The sequence below is a fragment of the Clostridium sp. LIBA-8553 genome (genome assembly GCF_057782465.1).
Genome location: NZ_CM173489.1, coordinates 326,392 through 339,692, shown reverse-complemented (window position 1 = coordinate 339,692; position 13,301 = coordinate 326,392). Strand labels below are relative to the sequence as shown.

At 27.1% G+C, this 13,301-nt stretch carries 12 protein-coding genes; 2 read left to right on the top strand and 10 right to left on the bottom strand.

The annotated features are described in order from the left end of the window. Window positions 1–241: 241 nt before the first annotated feature. Entirely contained in the window at window positions 242–3,061 is a 2,820-nt protein-coding gene (uvrA, locus tag AC2JAQ_RS01405) for an excinuclease ABC subunit UvrA (RefSeq protein WP_488457551.1), read from the bottom strand. Window positions 3,062–3,596: 535 nt separating this feature from the next. Between uvrA and AC2JAQ_RS01400 the strand changes: the two genes are divergently transcribed. Both AC2JAQ_RS01400 and AC2JAQ_RS01395 read left to right on the top strand, forming a co-directional pair. After that, entirely contained in the window at window positions 3,597–4,004 is a 408-nt protein-coding gene (locus AC2JAQ_RS01400) for a hypothetical protein (protein ID WP_488457550.1), read from the top strand. Between the two features lie 193 nt (window positions 4,005–4,197). Next, complete coding sequence (locus AC2JAQ_RS01395) at window positions 4,198–4,869, top strand: cyclic nucleotide-binding domain-containing protein (RefSeq protein ID WP_488457549.1); 672 nt, start codon at window positions 4,198–4,200, stop codon at window positions 4,867–4,869. 73 nt (window positions 4,870–4,942) lie between these two features. Here AC2JAQ_RS01395 and AC2JAQ_RS01390 read toward each other — a convergent pair whose 3' ends face one another. The 9 genes from AC2JAQ_RS01390 to AC2JAQ_RS01350 form a co-directional block, all read right to left on the bottom strand. After that, window positions 4,943–5,314: a phage holin family protein gene (locus tag AC2JAQ_RS01390; protein WP_488457548.1), complete on the bottom strand. Its 372-nt coding sequence runs from the start codon at window positions 5,312–5,314 to the stop codon at window positions 4,943–4,945. An 8-nt stretch (window positions 5,315–5,322) separates the two neighbouring features. Beyond that, entirely contained in the window at window positions 5,323–5,607 is a 285-nt protein-coding gene (locus tag AC2JAQ_RS01385) for a hypothetical protein (RefSeq protein WP_488457547.1), read from the bottom strand. Continuing rightward, window positions 5,597–6,001 (bottom strand): SHOCT-like domain-containing protein, encoded by a 405-nt coding sequence (locus AC2JAQ_RS01380; RefSeq protein ID WP_488457546.1) that lies wholly within the window; start codon window positions 5,999–6,001, stop codon window positions 5,597–5,599. Before AC2JAQ_RS01380 ends, AC2JAQ_RS01385 begins: the two co-directional genes overlap by 11 nt. 15 nt (window positions 6,002–6,016) lie before the next feature. Continuing rightward, window positions 6,017–6,403: a DUF2089 family protein gene (locus AC2JAQ_RS01375; RefSeq protein WP_488457545.1), complete on the bottom strand. Its 387-nt coding sequence runs from the start codon at window positions 6,401–6,403 to the stop codon at window positions 6,017–6,019. A 144-nt stretch (window positions 6,404–6,547) separates the two neighbouring features. Next, a complete protein-coding gene (locus AC2JAQ_RS01370; RefSeq protein ID WP_488457544.1) occupies window positions 6,548–7,297 on the bottom strand; it encodes a MerR family transcriptional regulator in 750 nt (249 codons plus the stop codon). Between the two features lie 283 nt (window positions 7,298–7,580). Then, on the bottom strand, window positions 7,581–9,038 hold the full coding sequence (locus tag AC2JAQ_RS01365; protein WP_488457543.1) for an MATE family efflux transporter: 1,458 nt from the start codon (window positions 9,036–9,038) through the stop codon (window positions 7,581–7,583). 156 nt (window positions 9,039–9,194) lie between these two features. Beyond that, window positions 9,195–9,992, bottom strand: a complete 798-nt coding sequence (locus AC2JAQ_RS01360; protein ID WP_488457542.1) for a dimethylarginine dimethylaminohydrolase family protein — start codon at window positions 9,990–9,992, stop codon at window positions 9,195–9,197. Between the two features lie 352 nt (window positions 9,993–10,344). Further along, entirely contained in the window at window positions 10,345–12,519 is a 2,175-nt protein-coding gene (gene recQ, locus AC2JAQ_RS01355; RefSeq protein ID WP_488457541.1) for a DNA helicase RecQ, read from the bottom strand. Continuing rightward, window positions 12,512–13,000 (bottom strand): methylated-DNA--[protein]-cysteine S-methyltransferase, encoded by a 489-nt coding sequence (locus tag AC2JAQ_RS01350; protein ID WP_488457540.1) that lies wholly within the window; start codon window positions 12,998–13,000, stop codon window positions 12,512–12,514. The genes recQ and AC2JAQ_RS01350 overlap by 8 nt, the downstream gene beginning before the upstream one ends. Between the last annotated feature and the right edge of the window lie 301 nt (window positions 13,001–13,301).

The following is a 13,301-nucleotide window of genomic DNA, read 5'->3' as shown; positions in this document are numbered from 1 at the left end:
ACTTGATTATACAATAAAAGATTACAATTTCATAATCAATAATTAGAAACTCTTAATTATTATATCATCTAAAAAAGACAATTTTATGATATTTATATTTTAATTTTAGTACTTTTTTAACTTTCCTAAATTTCCTTAACAATAAATATAGCTATCAGAACCTCTAGCCATAAATTCTGATAGCTAATTAAATACTCTATTCTTAAATAATATATTTATTTTTTCAAATTATATTCCTATGTTAAAGGTATTTTTTTAGATATTTACCTGTGTATGATTCTTCAACCTCAGTTATCTTTTCAGGAGTTCCTGTAGCTACAATCATTCCACCTTTATCTCCACCTTCTGGTCCTAAATCCACTATATAGTCTGCACATTTAATCATATCTAAATTATGCTCTATTACAATAACTGTGTTTCCTCCATCAACTAATCTTTGAAGTATTTTAACAAGTCTATTTACATCATGTATATGAAGCCCTGTTGTAGGTTCATCTAAAATATATAATGTTTTTCCTGTACTTCTCTTAGATAGTTCATAAGCTAGTTTAATTCTTTGTGCTTCTCCACCTGATAATTGAGTTGAAGGTTGGCCTAGTCTTATATAACCTAAACCAACATCCATTAAGGTTTGAAGTTTATTCTTTATTCTTGGAATATTTTCGAAGAATTCTAAAGCTTCTTCAACAGTCATATTTAATACATCAGCTATATTTTTACCTTTATATTTAACTTCTAAAGTCTCTCTGTTATATCTCTTTCCTTTACAAACTTCACATGGAACATAAACATCAGATAAGAATTGCATCTCTATCTTTATTATTCCGTCACCACTACAAGCTTCACATCTTCCACCTTTTACATTGAAAGAAAATCTTCCTGGTTTATAACCTCTCATTTTAGCCTCTTGAGTTTGTGAGAAAAGTTCTCTTATAATATCAAAGGTTCCAGTATATGTCGCCGGATTACTTCTTGGAGTTCTTCCTATAGGACTTTGGTCTATATCAATAATCTTATCGATATTTTCGTATCCTGTTATCTCTTTAAATTTACCTGGTAAATCCTTAGCCTTATTAACTATTTTATTTAATCCTTTATAAAGAATTTCATTAACTAAGGTACTCTTTCCTGATCCTGAAACTCCAGTAACCATAGTTAGAGTTCCTAAAGGAAATTTAGCAGTAACATTCTTAAGGTTATTTTCCTTAGCACCTTTAACTGTTATGAAGTTTCCATTTCCTTTTCTTCTTTCCTCTGGAAGTTCAACTTTTTTAGCTCCAGTTAAATATTGACCAGTTAAAGAATCTTTATTTTCCATAATTTCCTCTAATGTTCCCGCAGCGACTATCTGTCCACCATGTTCTCCTGCTCCTGGTCCTATATCAACTATATAATCTGCTTCTCTCATAGTATCTTCATCATGTTCAACTACTATAAGAGTGTTTCCAACGTCCCTAAGCTGTTTTAAAGTAGCTATAAGTCTATCATTATCTCTTTGGTGAAGTCCTATTGAAGGCTCATCTAGGATGTATAGAACCCCCATAAGTTGAGATCCTATTTGAGTTGCAAGTCTTATTCTTTGAGCTTCTCCACCTGATAATGTTCCTGCAGTTCTAGCTAAATCTAAGTAATCTAATCCAACATTTATTAAGAAACTTAATCTGGCTTGGATCTCCTTTATAATTTGACTACTTATTATCTTGTCTTTCTCTGAAAACTCTACTGAGTTTATAAATTCCAACTCTTCTCTTATTGCCATACTTGTAAATTCAAATATATTTTTTCCACCTACTGTAACTGCAAGAGCTTCTGGTTTAAGTCTTGCTCCTTTACACTTAGGACATGGATTATCACTCATATACTTTTCTATTTCAGCTTTCATGGCATCTGATCCAGTTTCCATGTATCTTCTTCTTAAATTATTTATCTCTCCTTCAAAGGAGTGATTATACACAGCTGTTACATTTTCTTTTGTGTATGTAACCTTTAACTTTTCTGGCTCTCCGTACATTAAAACTTCTCTAACCTTGCTAGATAAATCTTTATAAGGAGTGTCTAAATCAAATTTATATTTTTCCATTAAGGCTTTAAGAACACAATAAGTCCAAGACTCTTCTTTCATTCTTGAATCTCCCCAAGTAGAAATAGCTCCACCTCTTATACTTAAATCCTTATTAGGAACAACTAAATCCTCATCAATTTCCATTAATGTTCCTAATCCATCACATCTCTCACATTTTCCAAAAGGTGAGTTAAATGAGAACATTCTTGGTGCAAGTTCATCTATACTTATACCACAATCAGCACAGGCAAAATGTTCACTGTAAAGTCTATCTTCTTCGCCAATTATATTAACTAGTACTAAACCTTCAGCCATTTTAAGAGAAGTTTCTATAGAATCTGTTAATCTTCCTTCAATTCCGTCCTTAACAATTATTCTGTCAACAACAGCTTCAATATTATGCTTTATATTCTTTTCAAGCTTTACTTCATCCTCTGTTAAGTCATAAATTTCTCCGTCTATTCTAGCTCTAACAAAACCTTGTTTCTTTATATTTTCAAGAACTTTTTCATGAGTTCCTTTTCTTCCTCTTATTATTGGAGCTAAAATCATTATCTTACTTCTCTCTGGTAACTCCATTATTTGATCAACTATTTGGTCTACAGATTGTTGAGTTATTTCTTTTCCACACTTAGGACAATGTGGAATCCCAACTCTAGCATATAATAATCTTAAATAATCATATATTTCTGTTACTGTACCTACTGTAGATCTTGGATTTCTTGAAGTTGTCTTCTGATCAATTGATATTGCAGGTGAAAGTCCTTCTATTGACTCAACATCCGGTTTATCCATTTGTCCTAAGAATTGTCTTGCATAAGCTGATAAAGACTCTACGTATCTTCTTTGCCCTTCTGCATAAATTGTATCAAAAGCTAGAGAACTTTTTCCTGAACCTGAAAGTCCAGTAAAAACAATAAGCTTATCCCTAGGAATTTCTAAATTTACATTTTTTAAATTATGTACTTTTGCTCCTTTTACTATTATCTTATCTTTCATAAAAATCTCCTTAATAAACATATAAACTTTAGTAAGTCTTTACTCTCACTAATAACCCTATTTTTTTATTTGCTCTATGTTTTAAAACTAGTGCTAATTGTTAGCTAGTTCTGAAGTGATCGCTAACAATCAACATTCATCTTAAACAAAACCTTTATTTGATATCATCCCATATGTAGTTTGTTGTATATTAAATTTATTTAAATCATTTCATTATATTATTACCAGATTGGTTTCTTCTAAAACCAAACATAAGTTCGCATATTAATATTTTAATTCTCTCTCTTTTATATGTCAAACTCTTTTTTAATAATAATTATTACTCTTTCAATATTTTCTAAATTTTCAGATAATTCAGAATTATTTTGGTGTTTTTTTCATATTATATACTAATAAAATATTTAAAAAGCCATCTCATTTAGGTATTAATAGTTGCTTTCCTTTTTGTTTTGATAAAGTACTCCTCCAAAACAAAACCTATTAATGCCTAAATTAATATAAAACTTAATTTGTATAAATTTATAGGAGGACCATTATGAAAGGATTGGGTGAATGTATGGTTAAAGTTCTTACAATAGACGATAACTTGGTAAATTGTAATATTATAAAATCTAATATACCTTTTGATATAAGTGAAAAACTGATTGAACTTTATATAGATTGGGATTATAAAAAAGATCCTATTTATGATTACCTAAATTCTCAATGTGATGCTTATCCTTTTATTACTCCTTATGTTGAAGATTATTTTAATGATATATTGGAACTACTCAAAAACAATGATATTCTAACTCCTAAAAACATATGTTGTGATATCTTAGAAGATTGTAGCTCTAGAATTTGCTGTAAAAATATTAATGATATAACCGATTGGAATAATTCACGTTATTTATATAACTTTAAGGAAGATGAAAATTTATTTTTTGAATTAAGTAGTATTTAAAAACAAAGAGTGGTTAGCAAATACATGCTGACCACTCTTTTGTATAGAATTTAAAGTATTAAGGCAATTTTACAGTGAATTTAGAAAACATTTTAATTATATCTATTAAACAAATTTATTTTATCATGTATACTATATGTATAGTTATGACATATGTCTTATAATAATATTTGTTTTTATAGGAGGTAAGCCATTGATAGTAGTAAAAAATGAAGCTAAATTGATTGAATTAATAAACAAATATAATCTTAATTCCATATTTTCACAAGAAATTTTACCTTTTTTAGAACTTCATATGTTTAAAAAAAATGAGCATATTTGCTTTATGGATGAAGAACTTAAGTACTTTTATTTTTTTGTCGATGGTAAAGCAAAGGTATATAAAACCCTGCCCAATGGAAAATCTTTGCTTTTAAAATTCTATGAGCCAATCCAATTAATAGGCGATTTAGAAGTCATCTCTAAAATTAAAGCAAATTGTAGTATTAAAGTATTAAAATCTAGTCTTTGCATAGGGATTCCTTTAAACATAGTAAATTCAACGGCTCTTAAAGATCCTAACTTTCTTATGTACATAACTCAAAGCCTTTCTAACAAGCTTGCTAGCCAATCCTTAACAAGCTCAATAACTATTATTTATCCCCTAGAAAATAAACTTGCTAGTTATCTTTTAAATATAAATCATAAAAATATAGTTACAATTGATAATTACTCAAACTTAGCTGATTTATTAGGTACAAGCTATCGCCATTTAAGTAGAGTTTTAAATAAGTTAGTTGAAAAAGAAATCATAATAAAAGATAAAAACAAAATTAAAATACTTAATAAAAAAGAATTAAAAAATATTTCCGGAGATCTAAATTAATGATAATAATAAAATAAAAGAACCTATTTATATTAGATATTTACATTTAATCTAAATATATAGGTTCTTTTTTCTATATTGCTTTATTAATCTTTTTAATTTCACTTTTTAATCTATATTTATTAACCATAAAACTTGCTATAAATAGTACTATTGATACTATCAAGGTATTAAGAAATCCAGGTATATTAAATCCAAATGAACATATATCAGCCATATAAACTATAAATGCATTCACCAGAAAAAGAAATATTCCGAAGGTAAGTGCTGTAATTGGCAAAGATATAATCTGAAGAATCGGCCTTAGAGTAAAGCTTAGTATAGTAAAAATTACTGAAAATAAAACTATATTTAGAAAACTTTTTGCTTCTCCAAGATTAAAAATGTCAATTAATATCCATACAATCACTAGATTAATAAAAAAGTTACCAATTATTCTCTTCATTTTTCCTCCTATACTAGTTTAATCTTTATACTTATATTTTCTTTTCCTAAACTCAAATCAAGAATTTCACTTTCTTCACACTCTCTAAATTCCTTCAGTGCTTCCAAAGCTCCATATATATACTTAATATAATTTTCTAGTTTTCTTAATCTAAACATCCATCTTAGGAAACCTAATAAATCTATAGTATCGTTTAATATAAGATTAACCACAGGCATAGGAATACTAATTCTTAGCCAGTTAATACTGGGTAAAGTTATTTTTATATAAACAAAATTTTTCTTAGTCAACATAAATTTTCACTATAACTTTTCCATCATCTTTATTATTTATATCAACATCACAGATAGTTGGATTATCTAATTCACCATTTTCAATTTCTTCAATTATTTTTTTGAAGTCAATATCCTTTAGATTAACTCCACCCTTTTCAATATCATTCATAGCATCTTCAGGTATAAACTTAGTAAATCCACTTGCAACCTTTATTAGGCTTAGAGGAATACTTAAATTAACTTTTACTTCTTCATTTTCCACTTCCACTCTAACTTTAAGTGTCTTATATATCTTTTTCTTTATAATGACCTCTTCTTTATTTTCTCCTAAAGCATTTAATAACTTCATTCCCTCTTCTGGACTAATCTTACCTTCACTTATCATTTCTAATATTTTTTTCTTTTCATCCATAAAAATTCTCCCCTTTTATTTTAATTTTTCTAATTCCTTTAAAGCTTCATTAGATGTTATCTCTCCCCTATCTAGCTTTCCAAGTATAATCTCTCTATTCTTTTTCTTATCCTTTTTTTCTTCTTCTAATTCTTTATCTTCAAATCCTAATGCTGTTATAAGTTGATTTAATCTACTCTTTACAGTTGGATAGGATATATCTAGTTCCTTTTCTATTTCTTTTATACTTCCTTTACACTTAACAAATATCTTTAAAAAATATTGCTCTTCTGAAGTTAGATTGCAAAAATCACAGCCTTTAAATTCACCTTCAATTTTAGTTTTGCATTTTTCACACTCTAATTTAACTATTTTTAACTCACTATTACATACTGGACATTTGCTTGGTCTTACGTATCTCAAAAAAGCACCTCCTTTTTCTATATTATACATCTCCAATTAAATAAAAATCAATATATAAATTAATTTTATTAATTTATATATTGATTTATTTAATATTTATATTAATTATTTTAATTTTATAGCTAATATTATTTAAAATAAGTTTTAATTTGTATCACAGTAATATTTCATAGCTTCACTTAAGAAATTAGTAAATCCTTCTCCATACTTATCTATATTCTTAGTAAATCTTTCATCATAGATATACATGTCTGCAAGACCACTGAATATCTCAATACTACAATTATAGAAATTTTTAGTTATAATCATTCTCCAGTTATGAACTAACTCTTGAACTTTTTCATCAGAAACATCTCTATCTTTTAATTCAGCTAGTTCTCTATAAACTTCATCTATTTGACATATTATATTATTCCAGTCTTCCTTTGAATACTTACTTGTTTTTTCTTTTGATTCTTTATAAGCATCACTGTCTCCATACTTATCATAAGTTTCATCCTCATAAAGTTTATTGTGTTTTTCTATATCAAAGCCTTCAAACATGCCCTTTTTATTCATAATAAATTCTCCTTCCATATCTTTAATAGTATTTTCTATAGTCTCAACAATCTTATTTAATCTATTTCTCTTATCTATTATTAATTGCTTTTGTGTTTTTAATCTTTCTTTTAAATTCAAATTTTCATTACCTAAAATCTCTTTTATTTCTTTCAAAGAAAAATCTAACTCACGATATATTAATATCTGTTGAATGAGATTTAAATCATTATCATTATATAATCTATACCCAGATTCACTTATAGCTGTAGGTTTTAAAAGTCCTATTTTATCATAGTGATGTAGCATCCTAACTGATATTCCTGTTATCTCCGAAACTTCCTTAACCTTATACATATAAACACCTCCTGAAACTTATATTACTCTCTAACACAATGTTAGAGTCAAGTAAAAAAAGATTAATATTCTTAATAAATATGCTCTAAAAGAAAAAGGCCACAATCATCTTAATATGACTGTAACCTCTTAACTAAATTAATTTACTTTATATTAAACTAGATTCATTGATAACTAGAGCTTATCCAACTCTTTTAACTTAAGTACTATACTTTCTAGAGTACCTATAATTTTACTACTTTTATAAATCTTATAAAAATAAATATAAGAAATAAAAATATTATTATCCACTTATTTCTATGTCTTTAGTTAAATTAACTACCCAAACTTTTGATAAAACTCTAGGTAATCCGAATATACATTTAACTATTTCTTCTGAATAAGTAAATAATACTAGCATATATATTGGAAAACCATTCACTGCTCCAAAGAATGTTAATGGTATTGATACAAGCCACATACATCCAAATTCTAATGCAAATGCATACTTTGTATCTCCTCCACTTCTTAATATTCCTACAATAACTAAAATATTAAAGGCCTTTAATCCCATTAAAAGTCCCATTATTATAAATATCTTGCTTAAATCATCTGCCATAGTTGAAGATGTACTATAAACTTTAAGTAATACTGGAATACTTAATATTAACATTCCACCTAAAACACTTCCAACAATAAAAACTATCTTAGAGAATTTATTGGCATAATCTATAGCTCTCTCAGTATTGTCTGCTCCAAGCTCATTTCCAAGCATAATGGCTGCTCCTGTGGCTATACACATAGCTAACATTATAAATAAATTAGCTGTACTAGTCGCAATCTGACTTGCTGCTATTGCTGATGTTCCAACCATTGCGTAAGCTACAGAATATGAAACTGATCCAATAGCCCAAGCAAAATCATTTATAAATATAGGCATTCCCTTAGACATATATACTTTAAAGAAATCTTTATTTATTCCTTTAATATCATTAATATTAAACTTGATTATATAATCTTTATCTTTTAAGATAACATATCCAACTAATAATAGGCATTCTATTATTCTAGCAAAGACAGTAGATATAGCAGCTCCCCTAACACCTAATTCTGGGAATATACCTATTCCAAATATTAAGCAATAGTTAAATATAATATTTATAATAAGTGAAGCTCCACTACAAAACATACCTAACTTAGGATTTCTTACAGCCCTTGCTCCTGCACTTATTACCATACTTAAAGCTGTTAAAGGATATGAAAGAGCTATAACAACTAAATAACTTTTACAAAGCTCAACTACTTTTGGGTCAGTAGAAAAAATTCCTATTATAAGATCTGGAAAGAAAAATGCTAAAACAAAGAATACTAAACTAAATCCTACACATAAAATAGTGCTTAGTCCCATAACTTTTTTTATACTTTTTCTATCATTACTTCCATAAAATTGAGATATAAATAGTCCAGTAGCCCCAGTTAAACCTATTAATCCCATATTAAATAAGAAGAATACCTGATTAGCTACACCAACAGCAGCAATTGATTCTTCTCCTAAACTACTTATCATTACTGTATCAACTACATTTACAGAAGTTGATATAAAGTTTTGAACTATTATTGGAATACATAAAACTAATAATACCTTATAAAATTCCTTATCTTTACCTACTAGCTTCTTTTTTAGAAATAAAGTTACTCCTAATATAATTAAAGCTGTAACAAAAAAATAGACGCCAAAATAAATTGGTGAAAGTCCAAACAAAAAATCTCCCCCTAATTCGTATATTTTATTTAAATAGCACAAGCTATTTTCCCTTAAAAACAAATTATCTGCTGACCAAAAAATCATCAGATAAAGATACTATATCATAATAACATCATTTCTAATAAGACATAAGTCTTATTAGAAATATAGAAATCATTCACTATAAATAGGTAAAATGCTACAGGCGAACCCTCCTCCAGCTTTTAATATTTCTGAATACTCTACGTAAAACACTTTAAACCCATTGTATTTTAACATGTTAAATACGGTTTTATTTGAAGTTATTATCTTCTTGTCTCCTAAGGATATAATATTAGTTCCAAGTTCTTCAGTAGTTTTATCATCAATATAATAACAATTTTTCATAATTTTTTCTATTTCTTCTTTATCATACACGTAATTGCTAATTATACAATCATCCTTATCTAGAATATTAAAAACACAATCTAAATGAAGCATTTTTTCCTTATTAAAATTTATAGGTATAACTTTATATCTCATATTCTGTTCATTTATATAATTTTGAAGTTCATAAACGGCTTCAATATTAGTTCTTTTACTTAACCCAACGAAAATATAACAATCATGGATTATTACATCTCCACCCTCTATATTATTTTTCATATTATATATTTTAGAATGATGATCTTTTATATACTTTTCTAAGGCTTTAGTTTCTTCAATTCTATCTTGAGTACTCATTTTTGCAATAAACATCCTATCTTCTATAACAAAACCTATATCTCTCGTAAAAACTTGATTAGCCCCATATATAGGATCTAAAAATTGAATTATTACTCCCTCACTACTCATTAAATTTATAAATTTATTATATTGTTCATACATAAGAGGATAATTTATTTTAACATTACCACTAACCTTAAAATTACAAGGGTAACACATTATCAATGTTCTAAGTTTTTCATATCTATTTTTATGACTAATCTTCATACCACTACCTCAACAAATTTAATTTAAATTTAAATATAGTATTCTTATAATCTCTTTAGTTAATACTTTTTTATTTAATATTATTGTTTTAAAAAACTTAAACATAGTTAAAATTTATAATACCAATTTAATTAATTTTTTAAAATAAAAAAGACATACCACAAAGTTAATTGTGACACGTCTCTCATTTTATAATTAATTATTACTTTTAATTTTCTTTACACTAGAAAGCCTTAACAAAAAGGAACTGTACATCAAAACTTTCCACCATTTAAATGAAAATTTTAATGCAGTTTCTTTTTAGCATGACTTTCTTTTTTCTCTTACTCTATTCTTAAAACTATTTTTAATACTATTGATTATTTAAATTATTTATAGTTAATTTAGTTACTATAAATCTTATTTTTTCATAAGAAACATCTTCAGATAGATTTTCTTTAATTGGTTTTAATTTGCTATATCCCACTTTGTCTATAGCATCTAAAACTAACTTTTCTTCCTTTTTTGAGAATAATGAATCAAAATCTATTTCAAAGTCTATCTTATTTCCTTCTTCAAGGTATTGCTGAATATGAGATAGTATAGTTGTAACTGAAATTTCTCTTTCTTTAGCAATGGTATGAAATTTTTCTCCTTCTCTTAACATATCTATAGTTATTTCAAAAGATTTCTTCTTTCCATCTTTTCTAGTACTTTTCTTAAACTTTTCTTCTACATCTTCTTTATTCAGTTTTAGTCCTGACTCCCATTGAACTTCAATATTATTTAATTTAACATACTCTCTTATTTTGTTTAAGAATTTATCGCCATATTTAAGTATTTTCTTTTCACCAACTCCACCGATATCTGAAAGTTGATTTTCATTTATAGGCATTCTTATACTCATTTCTTTAAGAGTATTATCCCCAAAGACAATGTATGGAGGAACCCCCTCCTCTGAAGCAATTTCTCTTCTGAGAGCTCTTAATAAATCAAATAATTCATTATTAGTAGATACTCTTTCAATCTTTCTCTTTTCCTTAAACATAACTTTTTCATTACCTTTAAGAATATCTATAGAACTTTGATTTAATCTAACTACAGGATATTCGCCAACGTAATCTATATATCTATGAGAAATAAGAGTATTCATAAAATCCTTAAGGCCATCTTTAGAATAATCCTTCATTATTCCATACGTACTAAGCTGATTTAGACCTAAATCTATTATCTTTTTATTCTTTGATGCTCTTAATACATCTATTATTACTCCAATTCCAAAAGGCCTTTTCATTCTGTAGACACAAGATATAACTTTTTGAGCATCTATTGTCTTATCAACTAGTTCTCCTTCCATTTCACAATTACTACAGTTATTGCAATCCTCTTCTAAATTTTCTCCGAAATAATTAAGAATAAACTTTCTATAGCATCCATTAGAATAAACTAAATCCATCATGGTTTGAAGTTTACTAAGCTCATTTACTTTTCTTTGAGGATTTAAAGTTCCAGTCTCTATTATATATTTTTGAGTTTGTACATCTCCTGGAGAAAAAAGAAGAATACACTCTGATTTTTCTCCATCTCTTCCTGCTCTTCCTATTTCCTGATAATATCCTTCTATATTTCTAGGCATATTGTTGTGAATTACATATCTTATATTTGGCTTATCTATCCCCATTCCAAAGGCATTTGTTGCAACCATTATATTAACCTTATCAAAAACAAAATCCTCTTGATTTTCTTTTCTCTCAATATCTGAAAGTCCAGCATGGTATTTTGTACAATCCATTCCTCTTGAATTTATAAGATCACACAATGAATCTACTTCTTTTCTAGTTGCACAATAAATTATTCCTGATACATCCTTATTCTCTTTTAAGTAATCTAAAATGTAATGATCCTTATTGACACCTTTTTCTATAATTATTTTAAGATTATCCCTATCAAAACCTGAAACAAAAACCTCTGGATTATTAAGTTCAAGTAATTTTACAATATCTTCTCTAACTTCCTCTGTTGCAGTTGCCGTAAATGCTGAAACAACAGGTCTTTTCTTTAAAAGACTTATAAACCTACCAATAAACTTATAACTACTTCTAAAATCATGCCCCCATTGAGAAACACAGTGAGCTTCATCCACAGCCACTTGAGAAATATCAATACTTGAAACTAAATTTAGAAACTCCATAGACTCAAGTCTTTCTGGTGCTACATATAATATTTTTATATGTCCATTTTTAACATTTTCAAATATATCACTTATTTCTTGATTACTAAGAGTAGAATTAATATATGCAGACTCTATTCCCATGCTATTTATAGCATCAACCTGGTCTTTCATAAGAGAAATAAGTGGAGAAATTACAACAGTAACTCCTTCTAAAATAAGAGCTGGAATTTGATAACAAATTGATTTACCGCCTCCAGTTGGCATTATAGCCACAACATCATTTCCACTTGTTATTTCATTTATTATATTTTCTTGCCCTTTTCTAAATTCACCATATCCGTAAAAACTTTTTAAAATTTCTTTTGCTCTACTCAAAATTTTTCTCCTTTTTTCTTTCTATATCAAGCAAATACTCTTTTTTACTTAATCCATCAGCATATCCTGTTAAAGAACCATTTTTCCCTATTACTCTATGACAAGGAACTATTATAGCAATAGGATTTTTATTATTTGCTCCTCCTACAGCTCTACATCCCTTAGGATTGCCTATTTTCTCTGCTATATCTTTATATGAAACTGTCTCTCCATAAGGAATTTTTCTTAAGGCATTCCATACTAACCTCTGAAAATCTGTTCCTTTAATGAAGTTAATTTTTACTGTAAACTCTGTCCTTTTACCTTCAAAATATTCCTCTAATTCTTTTTTGCATTTTTTAATTTCTTCACTAGACAAATCTTCTAAATAATTTGCCTCTTGAACAAAATTAATTTCCACTATGAACCCATCTGATTCTACTATTTCTAAGACTCCTATAGGAGAATTATAATATCCTTTATTAATTAAATTTTCCTTCATAAATATCATATCCTTTTAAATTATTTACACATATACTATTAAAATTCACTTAGTTTATACGAAATTTTTAAATTAAACCTATTAGTATTGTGTGACATAAATATATAAATTTATTATACTATATATTTCTTATATAAGTTTTTATATAAAATTTTTATGAAATCTAATATATTTTCAGGATTTGCTAGTCATTATAATATTTTTAAATATATCAAACTTATAAGTCAATTGAAATCTTTGTAATATAAGAGTAATATTTTTATTTACAAGGCTTGTTTATTTAAATGAAAAGCCTATTTTT